Raw genomic sequence first — 18,184 nt, forward strand, 5'->3', positions numbered from 1 at the left:
TTGCCGAAGTGGCGGAACTGGTAGACGCCCAGGACTTAAAATCCTGTGTTCAGCAATGGACGTGCGGGTTCGATTCCCGCCTTCGGCACCATAAATTCGACAGACATGAAGTTTCAGTTCACACACACTTCTTTTCTCCCCTTCTTTTTCTCAGTCACCAACTCCAATATCCCATGAGTTCAGAGACAACCAAGATCCTCCTGCATGAGGATGAAATGCCTCGGCAGTGGTACAACATCCAGGCAGACCTTCCAACCCCCTTGCCACTTCCTCTTGGAATGGACGGTAAGCCGATCAAACCCGAAGACCTTTCACCGGTCTTTCCCATGAACATCATAGAACAGGAACTGAGCACCGAACGCTGGATCACCATCCCCGAGGAGGTACGGGAGATCCTCTCACTCTGGCGACCATCTCCGCTTTACCGGGCAAAGAGGCTTGAAAAAGCACTTGGAACCCCTGCCAAAATCTATTATAAAAACGAAGGCGTCTCACCCGCAGGTAGCCATAAACCGAATACCGCTGTTGCGCAGGCATATTATAACCGGGAATTCGGTATCAAGTACCTGACAACCGAAACCGGTGCCGGGCAATGGGGTAGCGCCTTGGCCATGAGCTGCAAACTTATCGGTATCGAGTGTAAGGTATATATGGTCCGGATCAGTTTTGACCACAAGCCTTTCAGAAAAATCATGATGAAAACCTGGGGCGCAGACTGTATCCCGAGCCCAAGTGACACAACCGAAATCGGTCGAAAAATACTTTCTGAACAGCCCGACACACCAGGAAGCCTCGGTATAGCCATCAGTGAAGCGATTGAAGAAGCTGTCCAGCGCGATGATACCCGTTATTCGTTAGGAAGTGTACTGAATCACGTAATGTTGCACCAGACAGTAATCGGTCTCGAAGCGAAAAAGCAGTTCGAAAAAATAAACACCTATCCCGACATCGTCATAGGGTGTGCCGGCGGCGGCTCTAACTTCGCAGGCATCAGTTTTCCATTCATTCATGACAAAATCAACGGAAAAGACCTTCGTATCGTCGCCACCGAACCCGAAGCCTGCCCGACCCTGACGAGAGGTCCCTATATATACGACTCCGGCGATGTCGCGAAAATGACACCTCTTTTGGCGATGCACAGTTTGGGGCACGGGTTCATTCCTCCGGCAATTCACGCCGGCGGCCTGCGCTATCACGGAATGGCTCCGCTGGTAAGCCACGTTCTGCAGCATGGCCTCATCGAAGCGAATTCCTTACCGCAGACAGAGTGTTATAACGCCGCGCTGCTCTTTGCACATACCGAAGGCTTCATTCCCGCTCCGGAAACCTCACATGCAATAGCCCAGACAATTCGCGAAGCAAACCTGGCGCGTGAAGAAGGAAAAGAAAAAGTCATCCTGATGAACTGGTCGGGCCATGGCCTTATGGATCTTCAGGGATACGATGCGTTCATGTCCGGAAAACTCGAAGACTATCCGTTGCCGGACGAACTGCTCCAGCAGTCGCTCGCAGCCGTCAAGGATCATCCGAAACCTTAGTACTTGTCACAAAACAACGAGGCTGTCTCAAAAGAACAGCCTCACGACTATCAGTTACCATGCATACGTTTCCGGTAGAGATTCATGCATCACTTGATGCGGCATCCATACCGACTTTCTTTGGAAGATGGATCCCCGGGTCAAGCCCGGGGATGACGACATGAAGATTAATTGTAGGACTAACGAGACAACCTCTATGTTTTACTGATCCTTACCGTTTGTCAGCTCTTCATCGATCGGCGTTTTCTGCTTGCTTTTCTTTGAAGAGTCCGGCACCTTTGTAAACTGCAGTTTGTCGTTTTTCTCATCGTAAGAAATCCTGATGGTACTTCCCTCGGGAAACTTCCCTTTCAACATCTCTTCGGCAAGGGAATCCTCGACATTTCTCTGCATCGCTCTCTTCAGCGGCCTTGCACCGAACTTTTGATCATAGCCTTTCTCGACAAGAAACCCTTTAGCCTTGTCGTCGATGCTGACTTCGATACCCATTTCATGCAACCGTTTGAAAAGCTTACCTGAGATGATATCGATAATCTCGAAGATATGCTTCTTCTCGAGCTGGTGGAAAACGATGGTATCGTCAATCCGGTTGAGAAATTCAGGATTGAATACCCGCTTCAGGGCATCCTCAACCGTCGACTTCATCGATTTATAGCTGCTGTCTTCAGCCGCATCTCCAGAGATGAATCCCATACCGCTGCCAATACTCTTGATATCTTTAGCCCCGATATTGGATGTCATGATAATGATCGTGTTCCGGAAATCCACCTTTCGTCCGAGTCCGTCGGTCAGGACACCCTCATCGAGTACCTGCAGCAGAATATTGAACACATCCGGATGCGCTTTTTCGATCTCGTCGATCAGCACAACCGAATACGGTTTTCTGCGAACCTTCTCTGTGAGCTGTCCCCCTTCTTCATATCCGACATATCCGGGAGGGGCACCGACAAGCCTGCTGACGGAAAACTTCTCCATATACTCGCTCATATCGGCCCTGATAAGAGCATCTTCACTATCGAAAATGTAACGGGTCAGAGCCTTGGCAAGTTCAGTCTTGCCGACACCTGTCGGTCCGAGAAATATGAAAGAACCGATCGGCCTGGCAGGATCCTTCAGCCCGGCCCTCGTGCGCTGTATCGCTTTGGTGATTTTGTCAATAGCCTCGTCCTGCCCGATAACCTCCTTTTTCAGCTCACTTGCCATGTTGAGCAGCCTCTTCGACTCGGATTGAGCAACCTTGATCACCGGTATGCCCGTCATCATGGCGACAACAGAAGAAATATCGGCTTCGGTAACGTCATAGACCGTATCTGCAGCCCGCTCCTCCCATTCGATCTTGGCCTGTTCGAGAGACTCGAGAAGGGTCTTCTCCTTATCACGGAGCTTCGCTGCTTCTTCGAAGTTCTGCATTCTTACAACACGGTTCTTCTCGGACTTGATCTCCTCGACAGCCTGCTCGAGGTCGAGAATGTTCTTGGGAACATGAATGTTGCTTAAATGCACTCTTGCACCCGCTTCATCCATCACATCGATAGCCTTGTCGGGCAGATACCTGTCGGTGATATAACGTTCCGACAGCTTAACCGATTTTTCAATGGCATCGTCATCGTAGCGCACATGGTGATGAGCTTCGTATTTGCTCTTGATGTTGTGCAAAATCTGAACAGTCTCGTCAACGGTGGTCGGCTCGACCATGATTTTCTGGAAACGCCTGTCGAGCGCCCCGTCTTTTTCGATGTACTGACGGTACTCATCGAGCGTCGTCGCACCGATACACTGGAGCTCTCCCCGGGCAAGAGCCGGCTTGAAAATATTGCTTGCATCCAGAGAGCCCGAAGCGCCACCAGCACCGATAATGGTATGAAGCTCGTCGATGAAAAGAATAACATCACGGGAACGTTCAAGCTCGTTCATCAAGGCCTTCATCCGTTCCTCGAACTGCCCGCGGTATTTCGTACCTGCAACCAGCGCAGCAAGATCGAGAGCGACAACCCTTTTATCGTAAAGAATCCTGGACACCTTCCTCTGGACAATCTTCAAGGCAAGACCTTCGGCAATAGCTGTTTTACCAACACCTGGCTCACCGATCAGAACGGGGTTGTTTTTCTTCCTCCTGCTCAGAACCTGTGCCACACGCTCGATCTCCTTTTCTCGGCCTATGATCGGATCGAGCTTGTCTTCCACAGCCAGCCTTGTAATGTCCCTGCCGAAATTGTCAAGGACGGGAGTCTTGGTGCGTTCACCTCTTTTCGATTCAGCTTTTTTCGCATACTTTTCCGAACCGGATGAAAATGCTCCCTCCATAGAAGACTCTCCTGATTCACTTTTACCGCTCGTTATCGTCATCAGCTCGTCCCTGACCGCATCATAGGATACTCCGAACTGCTCCAGAATCTGAGCAGCGACATTGTCCTCTCCTTTCAGGATGGAAAGAAGAAGATGCTCGGTGCCGATAATGTTCGACTTGCAGATTTTCGCTTCGAGATAGGTTATTTTAAGCACCTTCTCCGCCTGCTTTGTCAAAGGAACATTTCCCATCTGTGCCGCAGCCACTTTCTGATGGGTACTTTCCTCGATTTTCTGCTTGAGTTTGTAAAGATCTATATTGAGGTTTTTAAGAATCCTTGCAGCAATGCCTTCTCCCTCCTTGATCAAACCCAAAAGCAAATGTTCTGTGCCTATATAGTCATGACCCAGCCTGAGAGCTTCCTCCCTGCTGTGACGAATGACATCCTGTACTCTATTTGAAAAATTTCCGTCCATTCTCCTGCTTTAGTAAATGTTTTGAATAAGAATCTGTTCCAACACATAACCCATTAGCTCACGACCTGTTCATCCTCTTCTGAATCAAGCACTTACCGGAAAAATCCGGAATAACATGGGGAATTGTAAACCTGATTCAGCACTGAATTAATATTATATAAAGATAGCCGGTTAAAACCAATTAACTTTAAGGAAAACAGAAATGCCATGCTAAAGGTTTCTATCCCTCTTACCGTGAGGAATGACGAAAAACAAGTGATAATAAAAGGAATCGGCATGCCGTTGGTAAGAGCTGTTCACAGTAACATATCCCGGCAAACAGGGTAATTTTTTTGTCTTTTCAGTTTTGAATTTTGACCTGCTTTCAGAAATGGAAATAACACATCTTTTCATCGACGACGCAAACCCCGAACACCGGGAACTGTCCATTTACAGAACCGGAGCGATAAACCGGGTATGCCTCAACGACAGTGAGTACCGCACTTATGGTACGCTGGAAATATCCGCACATAACCATACCGCCCTGTTTCATTTCGACATCGTCGAGTCCCTGAACGAACTGCCGTTTGTTTCAGAAACAGGCCATGGTCTGGACAGCTGGGACGAGGCGTTCCTGCATCACAGTCAACTCGAAAAAATGCTTTCTATCCTTGCAAAAGCCGAACAGAAGATAGACTCCCAAAAAAAGGAAAAGACACTCCTGGGCTGGCATGATACTCCCATAGCAGCCGCATACTGGAGAACGATCGATCCCAAAGAGTTTCTAACCTTTCTCAACAAACTCAAAACGTTCGTTTCAGAAACCATCGAGAAAGATTATGATCTTGAGTTCATTTTATGACTTTCTGTCACCCGGCAACAAGCGATACGATACACTCCACCCGCTTTTCCACTGAACCCTTTGGTACATGATGTAACCTGAAACCGCACTCCAGATAGGCATCGCATAAGGCACGATACAGAGAAACCGACTCTTCATAGGTTTGAGGCCGCTCACTGTCTTGCTCGAAAATGTCGGACCAGGGAGGGAGTATGAACACATCTTGCTGAAAACAACATCCCATGAGCAGCTTCCTGTATTTCACCGGAACGGCTATATCGCTGTTTTTGAGATAGCCGAACACATCCGGGATTGCGCGGTCAAAAAAACAGACACCTCCAGCCTCACATGAAATGTGATATTGTTCGACCATCGCGTCAACGGCAAGCCCTGCAAAAGCAGGTAGATCGTTCCACGGCATAATACCGTTTGCAAGTCGAGCCTGCTCCTTTATAAGCCGCCGTGATACCTCTTCAAAACAGCGGTAACCCCGCTTACCAAGTGCATCGAGCAATGTACTTTTTCCGCTTCCGGGACCTCCTGTTATGATATACCGTACCGTTTGCATACCTACCTTCCTGATAACCCGGTAAACATCAAAGTCGCAAGGCAACTCCTGCAAGCCATGTTGTATCGGTTTCAACGTCGTTCAATCCCCACTTGACACCCGCATCGATATCAAAGTTTTGGGTAACCGAATAGATCAAACCGCCGAGAAGAAAGGCAGGATGATCATCCATTCCCTTTTCAGGGTTTGTTTCCACCCCGATATTGCAAACCCCGACCATATCGGCGGTAACATTGATTTCTCCCGCAAACGAGGCATGCCATATGTCATTGCGCAACAACATGTCGTCTTCATCAAGACCGTATTCATTATACATATATGCCAGATTGAGATGCAATTTGCCAAGTACCCCTTCTTTGGATACAAGCAGCGCTCCCCCTCCGGATACCTTTCCGTTACCCAACCCCTTTTCATCGTCTCCCGTCGGAAACGAAATAGCCGGCTTCAGGGCAACGCTCAGACCCCGGTCTTCATATTCAAAAAATCTCCATTTTACCTCCAGAGTCAGGTCACCCACGCCATCTGCATCGGCAACGGTAAACCCATCCTCTTTGACCCTGTACCAGACATAAGGCAGGCCGAGGACCACATCGATGTCATCGGTGATGCCATATGAAAGGATCGTAGCGACTTCTCCCCCTGTTTCGTCAACTGCATCCTCTTCATCATCGGTGAATTCGCTGTTTATCTCGAGCTGAAACCTCCCAGCCCCCTGCGTACCGGTGTCATCGGTAATCAGCGGATGAGCCGCATAGAGAGGAAGAGTAAAAAGCATCAGCATGAATGCAAGAAGAAGAGTTCGAAACATGGTAATCTTAAAATGATTGATTCAAATTGTATGAGAATTGCATAACCAAATAAATATACGAGCTTGTGATCATAATATTCGTTTTATGGTAACAAACCTTTTGACCAGCGAATTATAACGGAAAAAGAAGACTGTAGCATCGCGCATGAAGAATCTAAGACTCTTTGAACAGCAGAATCTGTTCGAGCAACCTCCGAAGGGTCAAGAGGCCCTTGGTCTTTACTAACACCGAAATATTTACCAGTAGGTTGCAAAGCACTGTTATGGTAGTTTGGTTTTTGTTCCCAACAGCTATCGTTACGGCCTGTATGGCACCACTACTCTTTCTCAACCAGATATTTCCAGTACTTCATCGGCATGAACGAACGCTGCAGTTGAGGGTTTTTTCTTTCGGGAATGGCAATATGGGTAAAGAAGGTTTTCCAAAGCCGCTGCACCTGGAGCTCTTCCTCTGCAAGCTCAGGGGAACGGAACGATTCAAGAGTACCGAAATCAATCTTCCTGCCATCCCAGTGTGACACAAGCGAACGTTTGACATCGTAGATAAACCATTCCTGGGTTCGAAGTCTTCGGGTAAAGAACGTTGACAACGGCTGAATGATATTGAAATCCGGCTCCATTCTGGCAAAGTAACAGCCATCTTCAAGCATCGCAAAACGAAGAAGGCCTTTGAGACGATGCACCTCGCGTCCAACTTTGCGGGCCAAAAAGTGCACGGCATGCACCGCCGGATGAGTGAGGTGTGCATCTATTCGGCTTCCATGGAGAGAGACCACATGCATGTATTGCAGAATAGACGTTTCCATCTCTTCCTTTTCCGAAAGTATAACGTATATCACCTGCCGCGCATTCTCAGGATATGCAGCTGAAAACCTTCGGATGAGGATATCCGCCCTTTCCGGATTTGCAGCGATATATATTCCTTCATCGAAAAGGTTCTGCTGCTGAGGCTTCAGCTCGACTTTTTGCGGATCGGTTTCACACCGGAGAACATGATCTATCGCGGTTAACAGTCCCTCGGTTGTTCCGTCGTAGCGGTAGCGGTTCATTTGTCGATAGTGACAAGTAACGAGTAACAAGTCTAAAGATGTGTTAGGAGATTCAGTCTTTATTAGAAATCAGGTGACCTATCAGCCCTTGTATCATTCGTCTTATTTCGGTGATGTTTTGTAGTTGAGTTTCAACTGTTGAATAGGTGACATAATTAAGACGACGGGCAAGCTCCAACTGTGTTTCAGCTTCAGCAATTGATCCCAATCCGATATAAAGAAAATGTTCGAATTCTTTCTTGCTATTCCGTGCCGCTCCTTCTGAAATATTGGACGGTATTGAAACTGATGCTCTTCTCAACTGTGCTGTAAGTCCATACTTTTCTTCTTCAGGAAATTTTTTCGTAAGACCGTAAATGTCTTCAACAAAGGACATGGCTTTCTGCCATACAATCAGGTCTTTATGAGAGTTCACAGCAAACCGGTTTTATTTTTTCCAGAGACATATCTCCTGTCACTTGTCACTGAAACAAACTTATCTGACGCTGTTTCAATGGCGGCTGAGATGTGTCGGTTTCAGCAGCGAGGAGTTTCCTGCGGATCAGCGCCGGACGGTCGAACAACCGTTCGACCGGTTTTCCGGAACAGGTAATGAAGTATCTGGCCCGTTTCATAACCACTCCAATCTTCTTCAACCCATCAGGAGTGAAAACCGCGTAACGCCGTGCCGCTACGATTCGCTTTGCCGATGTCACCCCGATTCCCGGCACCCTCAACAGCGCCGCGTAATCGGCCCTGTTGATATCAACCGGAAAAAACTCCGGGTGACGAAGTGCCCATGCAGCTTTTGGATCGAGATGCTCATCGAGGAACGGATGCTCTCGTGAAAGGATTTCATCCGCACTGAACCCGTAATTGCGTAGAAGCCAGTCCGCCTGGTAAAGGCGGTGCTCTCTTTTTAGCGGAGGTTTCGCAAGTACGGGCAGGCGATTATCATGGTTAACCGGAACGTAAGCAGAGTAATAAACCCTTTTCAGGTTCACTTTTTTATACAGCCCCTGTGAAAGCAGAAGAATCCTGTGATCCGACTCAGGGCTTGCCCCGATAATCATCTGCGTACTCTGCCCCGCTGGAGAAAAGCGCGGAACGCTGCGGCTTTTCTTTCTCTCAAGCCGGTTGGCGCTGATCGTTTCACCGAGAAGAGCCATAGGCTTGAGAATCGACTCTTTGCGTTTCTGTGGAGCAAGCCGACTCAACGAGTCACCGGAGGGAAGCTCGATATTGACGCTGAGCCGATCGGCATAGAGACCCGCTTCTTTGACCAGTTCCCGGCTGCATCCCGGAATAATCTTCATATGAATGTAGCCGAAAAATTTTTCTTCCTGACGAAGCCGCCTCACTACCGCAACCATTTTCTCCATCGTGTAATCAGGACTTTTTTCAACCGCTGAACTGAGAAAAAGTCCCTCGATGTAGTTTCGGCGATAAAACCTGATGGTTAATCCAACAAGTTCCTCGACGGTGAAGGATGTACGCTCGACAGGATTCGAAGACCGGTTGACACAATAGGCACAATCGTATCGACAGTCGTTGGACAACAATACTTTCAGAAGCGAAATACAACGACCGTCATCCGACCATGAATGGCAAATGCCCCCGCTCGAAGCGTTTCCGAGAGAACCTTCCCCACCGCTTCTGCTGCTGCCACTCGACGCACACGAAGCATCGTAACGAGCCGAGCCGGTAAGTATCTTCAGCTTGTCCAAAGTATCCATAGTTTCAATATATGACTGGGAGATGAATTGTCGATGTGTTGTTTTGGTCCACGAATCGACACGAATTTTCTCGAATTATGAAGAAAAAGAAATAAGGGCGTTGGTGCCCGGATTACTCCGGGTCACCAACGCCCTTGACCTTCAGTTGTAGTAGTTTCCTAGCCGAGTCACCCTCTGGATTGCCCCTGGGGTCTATCTAACGCACCATCACCTATTCAGCTGCATTTCTCTTCTTACTACTAACTCCTGCGAACGAAGTGAACTACTTCTTATTCCGAGTTCCAAACTTTCTCTCCACAAGCTCCACCACCCTGCGGGCCCCGGTGACAACCCCTGGAAGCGACTGTCCAGGAAAAACCGAATCGCCTGTTAGAAAAAGGTTCTTGAATGACGTACCCGGCCCCCTGACGTTGAAAAGAGAAGTCTGGGGGTAACCACCGACATAGCCATGTTTACGCCCGGTATAGCGTTCCCAGGTAAGAGGTGTTGCCGCGAAAATCGTATGAATTTTCTGCTCTATACAGGCAAAATGTTCTGAAAGCAATGAGATGATGTTTTTCGTGTAGGCTTCTTTCAACTCCTCGTATACCTCTTTTCCAGCCGCTTTAGCCTCTATCCACGGTTCAGGGCGGCTATGGGTTGAAACGGTAACAGCCCTGTACCCTTCTGGAGCCCTGAGGCTATCGTCAGATGGTGAAACGGAAACAAAAATGCTGTTTCCTTCGCCCAGCTCGCAGTCTTTCCGAATAACCTGCACATGGCTGGCCTGCCGCCCGTCGAATGCTGACTCCTCGACACCGAGGTAAAGAACAAAAGCACTCCATTTGGGAGTTCCTCCCTTTTGTTTCATCGAAAAAGAACTTCCTCCAAGCAAATCAGCGAGTGATTCGGGAGTGAGATTAGCAACGATAACATCTGCAGGATAACCGGTACCATTCGAAGTGTTCACTGCAACAACATGCCGCCGTTTCCTCTCTATACTTTCCACAGTCATACCATAACGTATGCTGCCGCCGTTATTCTCCAGTGATGCAACAAGCTTTTCTGCCACACTTCCGATTCCTCCGGTCAAACGGTGCGTCCCTTTTGCAGGAAGGTCGAGTGCAATGGCGGCATTGACCGCATTTGCATACGCCGCGGTAGTCTGAACAGAGATAAGCAGCTGCGCATCGATAAAACGTACAAAATCAACGTCGGTATCAAGCCCATATGATGCAAGCCACTGCAAAGCGGTTTTATTCACCAGGGGAAGCATAGGCGAAAGAACTGGCGCTTTGCGAAGCAGTTTCCTGAACAGGACGGTTGCATCCCCAAAACCACTGGGCGGCCATATGAGAATCTCGCTGGAAAGCGACCAGAGAAGTGAAGCAAGGCGTTCCTGAGCCTCCCAGAAGGGCAACGAATCAGGAAAAACCCTGACAATCTCCTGTTTCGACTGTGAGAGGTGAATCTGCCTGTCACCATGTATAAAGTCCCATGCTGCCGCACAAGACATTATTGGCCATGTAATACCAAGCTCTTCCCCAAGCAAATCAAGCGGTCCTTTTTTGTGAAAACCGCACCCTACCGTAGCGCCTGCATCAAAGCGGTAACTGTCATAACCGAACGTTGCGGCACACCCACCGGGATACGCCTGCGACTCAAAGACACAAACGTCAAATCCTTTTTGGGCAAGCAGAGCTCCGACAGTCAACCCGCCAACACCGGCACCGATAACGACAACCTTTATTCCTTTCCTCTTCAATTATTGTAACGATACATGCTCAGCAAAACAGCCATTCTTGTAATCTTTTCACTAACACACAACTCCTCTCGAAAAATCCCCCGTCTTTCACCTTTTACAAACAAGGAGCGACAGGGATTGACCAAAAAATCATCGCCGCAGTATCGGGAAAAAACTGAACTAAAAAAACATTAACGAACAAGCAACAGATATACCTGTGTCTTGAGTTGTTCAGGCGGGGTCAGAGCAGGGTCGTTCATGTAGATTTCATAGGCTACACCGGTTGCTTCCAACTCATTGTCGCTGATCCATTTCATAAGCGCATCATAGACCGGTTCAGCCTCTTCGTATGGGCCGATATACAGGCTGGTCACAGCTTTGCCTGAAGGGGTCATCGAGGCCTGTATGGAAGCATTCCCGTCAATCCCTTCTTCAACAGGAAACCCGAACTCCACTTCGAGGTGATCCATATCCATGTTGTAATAGATCGCAAAAGGAGGCCCCTGTGGTTTTTTGCCTTTTTCCTCGAGATAACTCGCAATCGCGCTGAACCCCTGGTCGAACATCTCAGCAATATCACCGGCTTTTGTTTTCAACCTGATAGTAAGCGCGGGGCGCGGTTCGAGGTCTTCCAACTCGCATTGAAAAGCACATTCAAAGTTCATCACGCAATCTCCGTTGAAATGTTGATGAGAGTATGAGTACAGACTGAACTCATACTTCACTCAATGATGCAGAAAAGAATATTCTGCAATGTTCACATCAGGCCGGTATTGGGAAGTAACACGGAGTCGGCGTAGCGGGATTTGAACCCACGACCCCTTCCACCCCAAGGAAGTGCGCTACCAGGCTGCGCCATACGCCGATTAATAATTGATCCAGACGGGATGTAATGATAAAAAAATCTTCACTAAATATAAATTATTTTAGCTTTTTCTTTCCCCTTCTTCGTCCCAAACCAAGGGACTGTTTTAACAATACCTTGCATTCCTGAAGAATCAAAAGTTGTTATATTATTGCTTTGTCATTCCAATCCCGGAGATCGATGAGCTACTTTTCCAGCGAACGCTGCACGATTTTTTATAACGATGCGGCAGCAAGCAACGCAGATTTGAAAAACAAGCCCGCAGTGCTTTTTGTCAACGGATGGGCCATTTCGTCGCGGTACTGGAAACCTCTCATTGAAAAGCTTACTCCCGATTACCGGTGTATCACCTACGACCAGAGTGGAACCGGAAAAACGGTTATCGAAAACGACCATAAACCATCGTTTACCATTGAAGGGTTTGCTGATGAAGCTGCTGCACTGATTGAACATCTGGGGTTGAACAAGGAAAGGAACCTTCACATTATCGGGCACTCGATGGGAGGAATGGTCGCCACCGAACTTTCTCTCAGGTATCAGGACATCGTCACTTCCACAACCATTCTTGCCTGCGGGATATTCGAGGAAAATGCATTGACCTCGTTTGGCCTGATGTTTCTCGGTGGATTGATCGATTTTTCAATGGGTTTCCGAAATGCCTTCCGGGTAGAACCTCTGAGAACAATGTTCATCAAACGGGCCGCAACCGCCGATATAGGGCAGGAATACGGCGACATTATTGTCGAGGATTTCACCACATCCGATAAAGATGCAACGAATGCCGTGGGTCATTTTTCCATTGACCGTGAAGTTCTCAGAGCCTACACAGAGCATGTCATAGAGATTCCCTCGCCAGTGCTCTGCTGCGTCGGTATGAAGGATCATACCATTCCACCTGATGGCACGGTTACCCTCTTCCATACCCGCAAACAGAAATCCACATCACCTACAAGGCTCGTACAGTTCATGAATCTGGGCCACCTGCCGATGCTCGAGGACCCGGAACGGTTTGCCGAACAGCTGAAAAAACATTTTGAATTTGCAGATGATTTTTATAAAAACAATTCGTGCCCGGACAATAACGATGATACTCTTCAGATAGTGTAGGCTGCAAAATGGGATCCGTTGACAGGAACAGCATGTAACAGGCCCGTCAGATCTGCCGAATCGAGGGACGAAAGTAATGGTATGAGAAATTGAATTTTATGGCGAATAGGAAGAGCATGAAAAAAAATAAGGTCAACAATAAAAAAAACAAAAAGGCACAAACAACAACGATCATATTCAGAGTTGTTGTCGCGGCAGTTGTAATCGCGTTTGTTGCGATGTTCTTTTACGTATTCAGCCTCTTCAGAACACTTCCAAGTCTTGAAGAGCTCGAAAACCCCAATCCTGAACTGGCTTCGCTGGTATATTCGTCCGACGGAAAACTGCTGCACAAGTATTTTCTGAAAAACCGTACCTACGTTCCACTTTCTTCTATTTCGGCCTATGTCCCCCAAGCCCTGATCGCAACCGAAGACCTTGCTTTTTACGATCACTGGGGCTTTGATGTCCGCAGGTTCGTGCTTGTCATCGGGGAAAACCTTCTCAAGGGAAGAGAACGGTGGCATGGCGCAAGTACAATCACGCAACAGCTTGCGAAAAACCTCTACCTTACCCAGGAAAGAACCATAACCCGTAAGATCAAGGAATTCTTCACCTCCGTTGAACTCGAGCGAACCTACACCAAAGATGAAATTCTCGCTCTTTATCTCAACACAGTGTATTTCGGTTCCGGGGCTTATGGAGTCGAGGCTGCCGCATGGACATATTTCAATAAACCTGCCAGCTCATTGACGCTTCCAGAAAGTGCTATGCTTGTGGGAATCCTGAAAAGCCCGAGGGCATATGATCCCTCGAGAAACCCGGAAAATTCGGTTAACCGGCGCAATCTCATTCTTGCACTGATGACAAAAGCCGGCTTTATTTCCGAAAACGAGCTGAACAGCGCGCGCAAGAGCAAGCTTGTGCTCGATTATACTCCGGTGACAAATCACGGCAAGGCCCCTTACTTCACCGAGTATATCCGTCAGACCCTGAAGCCCATATCACGCCAGCACGATATCAACGTATACAGCGACGGCCTGAACATCTACACAACTCTCGACAGCAGAATGCAGCGTTACGCGCAGGAAGCCGTGAAGGATCATGTAGCATGGATACAGAAACGTTTCGACAAATCGTGGAAATGGCCAGAGAAACTCAAAGACCAGATAATCAGGGAAACGCCGCGTTACCGTGAACTGCTTAAAAACGGCAGTTCTGCCGAACAAGCGCTCAGTGAACTGCAAAATGACACGAAATGGCTGGAAAAACTATTGCACGATAAAACCCGTGTGCAGATTGCCTTTGTTGCACTCGACCCATCGAATGGAAATATCAAGGCGTGGGTCGGCGGAAGTGAGTTCAGCCCCGATAAATATGAGTACCAGTTCGATCATGTATGGCAAGCGAAACGACAGCCAGGCTCGACCTTCAAACCGTTCCTGTATACGGCAGCGATTGACAAAGGCATTCCAGCCAATCACAGAATTCTGAACCAGCCGTTAGCCATCAAAACCGGCAACGAGGTCTGGATCGCAAAAAATTCGGATCATTCTTCGGGCGGGCTCACAACCCTTCGCCATGCTCTCAGCAAATCCCTCAACCAGGTTACCGTCCGCTTGATGCATGAGTTTCTGAGCCCTTCGGAGGTCATCGGCTATGCAAAAAAAATGGGCATCCGTTCAAAGCTCGATCCCAACATGTCCATTTCACTCGGCACATCTGAAATAACACCCCTCGAACTTGCATCTGCTTTCGGTACTTTTGCGAACAACGGAGTATGGGTCGAGCCAACCAGCATCGCCCGGATAGAAGATAAATTCAACCATACCGTAACCGAATACAAGCCGATTACAAGAACCGCCATTGACTCCACGACCAACTATGTCATGGTTTCCATGCTTCAGGATGTGGTAAAGCGGGGAACCGGTGTCGCCATACCCTATCGATACGGTTTGAACATCGAAGCAGCGGGAAAAACCGGAACGGGCCAAAACCTCAAGGACGCCTGGTACGTTGGTTTTACCCCTCAAATCACTGCAGCCGTATGGGCGGGTTTCGATGACGAAAGAATCAATTTCACCTCGATGAGTTACGGTCAGGGAGCAAGGGCAGCACTGCCGATATGGGCGAATTTCATGAAAAAGTGCCTGGCAGACAGCTCGCTCGGCATGGAAAACAGGTACTTCCACATGCCGGAAACCGTTATCGCCGTTCCGGTTTCCCGTAGCAGCAATCGACCTGCTGAACTCTTTACCGACGATGTTTATGTAGAGTACTTTACTCCCCGGGGGTTTAAAAAATACCAGTCGGGCTTGCTGAAGTCGGCTGAGGAAGAGGCAGCAGCACAAATAGACAGCGGTGTTGCAACCCCCTCACAACCACTACCTGTTAGGGAACCATCCGAGTTTTCATCTTTTGAAGACGACGATTAAACCATCAAACATTCTTACTCTTATGCATTCAGTTCTGGTTCTCGATTTTGGTTCACAATACACACAGCTTATCGCACGGCGTATACGTGAAATAGGGATTTATTCAGAAATTATACCCTATAATACACCGCTCGAAAAAATCAGAGAACACAAACCCGGTGCCGTAATTCTGTCCGGGGGACCCAGCAGTGTTTACGGAGAATCGGCATTTCATCCTGATGAGGGAATCTTTACGCTGGGGGTACCAATTCTGGGTATCTGTTACGGGCTCCAGGTCATAGCGACGCATTTCGGCGGGGCAGTCGATGCTTCGGCAAAACAGGAGTTCGGCAGAGCGAAAATACAGGTTGAAGAGCAAAACGGCGCTGCCAAGAGCATGCTTTTCAAGGACATACCGAACTCTGACGTCTGGATGAGCCATGGCGACAAAGTGGTGCGAATGCCCGAAGGCTTTTCGGTAACGGCAAGCAGCGGTAATTCGGAAATGTGCGCTATTGAAACGACCGGCAGCAAGGCGGCCCTCAAGGTTTACGGCCTGCAGTTTCATCCGGAAGTTCAACACACGCTCTATGGCAAGCAGTTACTGACTAATTTTCTGATAGATATTGCCGGTTTGAAACCTGACTGGTCACCCAAAGGGTTTATCGAACACCAGATCGAGGAAATCCGGAAAACCGCCGGCAAAGAAACGGTAATATGCGGTATCAGTGGCGGAGTTGACTCTACCGTTGCCGCCGTTCTGGTAAGCAAGGCCATCGGAAAACAACTTCACTGTGTCTTTGTCGATAACGGTCTTTTACGAAAAAACGAGGCAAAAAAAGTTATGCGGGTGCTCAAGCCGTTGGGATTGAGCGTCAATCTGGTCGATGCCGAAGACATCTTTCTCAAACGCCTGAAAAACGTTGCCTCGCCTGAAAAAAAACGAAAGATCATCGGCAGAACGTTCATTCATATTTTCGAAGAGCAGATTCATGAAGAGAAGTTCCTTGTTCAGGGAACCCTCTACCCCGATGTCATCGAAAGTGTCAGCGTCAAGGGGCCTTCGGAAACCATCAAGTCCCACCATAACGTCGGCGGTCTGCCGAAACGAATGAAACTCAAACTCATCGAGCCCCTGCGAGAACTTTTCAAGGATGAAGTTCGCGCCGTAGGCAGGGAGTTAGGAATTGCCGAAGATATCCTCATGCGTCACCCGTTCCCCGGACCCGGCCTGGCTGTCCGTGTTCTCGGCTCGGTCAACAAAAACCGTCTCGACATTTTAAGGGACGCCGATGAAATTTATCTGGAGGAACTCAAATCCAGCAACCTTTATCGCCATGTCTGGCAGGCATTTTCCGTCCTGCTGCCTGTTCAGTCAGTCGGTGTCATGGGAGACAAACGAACCTATGAAAATGTTCTTGCCCTTCGGGCTGTCGAATCTTCGGACGGCATGACCGCAGACTGGGCTCATCTTCCACACGATTTTCTATCCCGTGTCTCCAATCGTATTATCAATGAAGTAAGAGGTATCAATAGAGTGGCCTACGACATCTCATCCAAGCCACCAGCAACCATAGAATGGGAGTAAAAACTCGTGAGAGAACTGTTACTGCTTGAAATATCCGGACCTGACAAAACAGGATTGACGGCGGAGCTTTCATCGATACTGGCACGATACAACACCAGGATTCTCGATATCGGTCAGGAAGTCATTCACAATCATCTGTCGCTCGGCATGCTGGTTGAAGTTCCCAACGAGTTCAAATCGGCACCGGTGTTGAAAGATCTTCTCTTTATGGTTCATACGCTCGGCCTGCAAATCTCCTTCACCCCTATCTCGGACAATGAGTACGAAAAATGGGTGAAGGAACAGGGAAAGCCACGTTACCTTTTAACCCTTCTTGCAAGAGAAATAAAGGCCGAACAAATTGCCAGGGTCAGCACGTCCATCGCAAGACACAACATGAATATCGATACAGTCACCAGATTGTCGGGACGGCTTCCACTTCAAAACCGTCATGCAGGAAAAACAAAGGCATGTGTCGAGTTTTCGGTACGCGGTATACTGAAGAACGAGAAACGTTTTCGTGAAGAGATGCTCGCCATCACCGATGATCTCGGCATCGATATAGCGTTCCAGGAAGACAACATCTATCGCCGCAACCGGAGATTGGTAGTATTCGATATGGATTCCACCCTCATCACTACCGAAGTCATTGACGAACTGGCACATGAAGCGGGAGTCGGTGAAGAAGTCGCCGCCATTACCGAACAGGCGATGCGGGGCGAAATAGATTTCACCGTCAGCCTGCAGCGGCGAGTCGATACGCTCAAAGGACTGGACGAATCCGTTCTGCAAAAAGTGGCCAAACGCCTGCAGCTTACAGAAGGAACTGAAAGCCTCTTTTTCAACCTCCATAACCTCGGCTTCAAGACCGCCATCATCTCGGGCGGTTTCACCTATTTCGGGCACTACCTGCAAAAGAAGCTGAATATCGACTACGTATACGCCAACACGCTGGAAATATCGGATGGAAAACTAACCGGTAAGGTTCTCGGCGAAATTGTCGACGGCCGGAAAAAAGCCGAACTACTTCAGCATATTGCCCGGAAAGAAAACATCAGCCTCGAACAAACCATCGCAGTTGGAGACGGAGCCAACGACCTGCCCATGCTCGGCAAAGCCGGCCTCGGCATAGCCTTCCGCGCCAAACCAATCGTCAAGGAAAGCGCACGGCAGGCCATCTCCACCCTCGGCCTCGACGCCATCCTCTACCTGATGGGTTTCAGGGATAGAGAGTCGCTGAGGAAGAGAAAGGGGTAGTGACGACACCC

General features: G+C 48.6%; 14 protein-coding genes and 2 tRNA genes. 7 read left to right on the top strand and 9 right to left on the bottom strand.

The features are described 5' to 3' along the window. The first annotated feature begins 2 nt into the window (after positions 1 to 2). A tRNA-Leu gene (locus CR164_RS05010) sits at positions 3 to 91 on the top strand. A gap of 82 nt (positions 92 to 173) precedes the next feature. Beyond that, positions 174 to 1,538 carry a TrpB-like pyridoxal phosphate-dependent enzyme gene (locus CR164_RS05015; RefSeq protein ID WP_110022841.1) on the top strand — a complete coding sequence of 455 codons (1,365 nt, stop codon included), beginning with the start codon at positions 174 to 176 and terminating at the stop codon, positions 1,536 to 1,538. 201 nt (positions 1,539 to 1,739) lie between these two features. Here CR164_RS05015 and CR164_RS05020 read toward each other — a convergent pair whose 3' ends face one another. Continuing rightward, a complete protein-coding gene (locus CR164_RS05020; RefSeq protein WP_110022842.1) occupies positions 1,740 to 4,301 on the bottom strand; it encodes an ATP-dependent Clp protease ATP-binding subunit in 2,562 nt (853 codons plus the stop codon). A 370-nt stretch (positions 4,302 to 4,671) separates the two neighbouring features. Here CR164_RS05020 and CR164_RS05025 point away from each other — a divergent pair, with 370 nt between their 5' ends. After that, on the top strand, positions 4,672 to 5,142 hold the full coding sequence (locus tag CR164_RS05025; RefSeq protein WP_110023048.1) for a hypothetical protein: 471 nt from the start codon (positions 4,672 to 4,674) through the stop codon (positions 5,140 to 5,142). A gap of 7 nt (positions 5,143 to 5,149) precedes the next feature. Here the strand turns inward: CR164_RS05025 and CR164_RS05030 are convergent, their stop codons facing one another. The 8 genes from CR164_RS05030 to CR164_RS05065 all read right to left on the bottom strand — a co-directional run bounded on the left by CR164_RS05030 (position 5,150) and on the right by CR164_RS05065 (position 11,849). After that, on the bottom strand, positions 5,150 to 5,689 hold the full coding sequence (locus CR164_RS05030; protein WP_110023049.1) for an AAA family ATPase: 540 nt from the start codon (positions 5,687 to 5,689) through the stop codon (positions 5,150 to 5,152). Between the two features lie 28 nt (positions 5,690 to 5,717). After that, on the bottom strand, positions 5,718 to 6,497 hold the full coding sequence (locus CR164_RS05035; protein ID WP_239994465.1) for a transporter: 780 nt from the start codon (positions 6,495 to 6,497) through the stop codon (positions 5,718 to 5,720). Between the two features lie 317 nt (positions 6,498 to 6,814). After that, on the bottom strand, positions 6,815 to 7,546 hold the full coding sequence (locus CR164_RS05040) for a TIGR03915 family putative DNA repair protein (protein WP_110022843.1): 732 nt from the start codon (positions 7,544 to 7,546) through the stop codon (positions 6,815 to 6,817). Positions 7,547 to 7,598: 52 nt separating this feature from the next. Then, positions 7,599 to 7,961 carry a four helix bundle protein gene (locus CR164_RS05045; RefSeq protein ID WP_110022844.1) on the bottom strand — a complete coding sequence of 121 codons (363 nt, stop codon included), beginning with the start codon at positions 7,959 to 7,961 and terminating at the stop codon, positions 7,599 to 7,601. Between the two features lie 46 nt (positions 7,962 to 8,007). Beyond that, complete coding sequence (locus CR164_RS05050; protein WP_110022845.1) at positions 8,008 to 9,261, bottom strand: putative DNA modification/repair radical SAM protein; 1,254 nt, start codon at positions 9,259 to 9,261, stop codon at positions 8,008 to 8,010. A 262-nt stretch (positions 9,262 to 9,523) separates the two neighbouring features. Further along, positions 9,524 to 11,005 (bottom strand): phytoene desaturase family protein, encoded by a 1,482-nt coding sequence (locus tag CR164_RS05055; RefSeq protein ID WP_110022846.1) that lies wholly within the window; start codon positions 11,003 to 11,005, stop codon positions 9,524 to 9,526. A gap of 170 nt (positions 11,006 to 11,175) precedes the next feature. Further along, on the bottom strand, positions 11,176 to 11,649 hold the full coding sequence (locus CR164_RS05060; protein ID WP_110022847.1) for a GyrI-like domain-containing protein: 474 nt from the start codon (positions 11,647 to 11,649) through the stop codon (positions 11,176 to 11,178). A gap of 126 nt (positions 11,650 to 11,775) precedes the next feature. Continuing rightward, positions 11,776 to 11,849, bottom strand: a tRNA-Pro gene (locus CR164_RS05065). Positions 11,850 to 12,029: 180 nt separating this feature from the next. Between CR164_RS05065 and CR164_RS05070 the strand changes: the two genes are divergently transcribed. The 4 genes from CR164_RS05070 (at position 12,030) to serB (ending at position 18,173) form a co-directional block, all read left to right on the top strand. Next, complete coding sequence (locus CR164_RS05070) at positions 12,030 to 12,956, top strand: alpha/beta fold hydrolase (RefSeq protein WP_110022848.1); 927 nt, start codon at positions 12,030 to 12,032, stop codon at positions 12,954 to 12,956. Positions 12,957 to 13,072: 116 nt separating this feature from the next. Next, complete coding sequence (locus CR164_RS05075; protein WP_167392935.1) at positions 13,073 to 15,370, top strand: PBP1A family penicillin-binding protein; 2,298 nt, start codon at positions 13,073 to 13,075, stop codon at positions 15,368 to 15,370. Positions 15,371 to 15,392: 22 nt separating this feature from the next. Next, on the top strand, positions 15,393 to 16,937 hold the full coding sequence (gene guaA / locus CR164_RS05080) for a glutamine-hydrolyzing GMP synthase (RefSeq protein ID WP_110022850.1): 1,545 nt from the start codon (positions 15,393 to 15,395) through the stop codon (positions 16,935 to 16,937). A gap of 6 nt (positions 16,938 to 16,943) precedes the next feature. Continuing rightward, positions 16,944 to 18,173, top strand: coding sequence for a phosphoserine phosphatase SerB (gene serB, locus CR164_RS05085; protein WP_110022851.1), 1,230 nt, complete (start codon positions 16,944 to 16,946; stop codon positions 18,171 to 18,173). The last annotated feature ends 11 nt before the right edge of the window (positions 18,174 to 18,184 follow it).

It is taken from the genome of Prosthecochloris marina (assembly GCF_003182595.1).
GTDB lineage: Bacteria > Bacteroidota > Chlorobiia > Chlorobiales > Chlorobiaceae > Prosthecochloris > Prosthecochloris marina.

What these genes read in the sequence shown, in the direction of transcription:
- CR164_RS05015 (WP_110022841.1), top strand. Translation starts at nt 174, where the DNA reads ATGAGTTCAGAGACAACCAAGATCCTCCTGCATGAGGATGAAATGCCT.
- CR164_RS05020 (WP_110022842.1), bottom strand. Translation starts at nt 4,301, where the DNA reads ATGGACGGAAATTTTTCAAATAGAGTACAGGATGTCATTCGTCACAGC.
- CR164_RS05025 (WP_110023048.1), top strand. Translation starts at nt 4,672, where the DNA reads ATGGAAATAACACATCTTTTCATCGACGACGCAAACCCCGAACACCGG.
- CR164_RS05030 (WP_110023049.1), bottom strand. Translation starts at nt 5,689, where the DNA reads ATGCAAACGGTACGGTATATCATAACAGGAGGTCCCGGAAGCGGAAAA.
- CR164_RS05035 (WP_239994465.1), bottom strand. Translation starts at nt 6,497, where the DNA reads ATGTTTCGAACTCTTCTTCTTGCATTCATGCTGATGCTTTTTACTCTT.
- CR164_RS05040 (WP_110022843.1), bottom strand. Translation starts at nt 7,546, where the DNA reads ATGAACCGCTACCGCTACGACGGAACAACCGAGGGACTGTTAACCGCG.
- CR164_RS05050 (WP_110022845.1), bottom strand. Translation starts at nt 9,261, where the DNA reads ATGGATACTTTGGACAAGCTGAAGATACTTACCGGCTCGGCTCGTTAC.
- CR164_RS05060 (WP_110022847.1), bottom strand. Translation starts at nt 11,649, where the DNA reads ATGAACTTTGAATGTGCTTTTCAATGCGAGTTGGAAGACCTCGAACCG.
- CR164_RS05070 (WP_110022848.1), top strand. Translation starts at nt 12,030, where the DNA reads ATGAGCTACTTTTCCAGCGAACGCTGCACGATTTTTTATAACGATGCG.
- CR164_RS05075 (WP_167392935.1), top strand. Translation starts at nt 13,073, where the DNA reads ATGAAAAAAAATAAGGTCAACAATAAAAAAAACAAAAAGGCACAAACA.
- guaA (WP_110022850.1), top strand. Translation starts at nt 15,393, where the DNA reads ATGCATTCAGTTCTGGTTCTCGATTTTGGTTCACAATACACACAGCTT.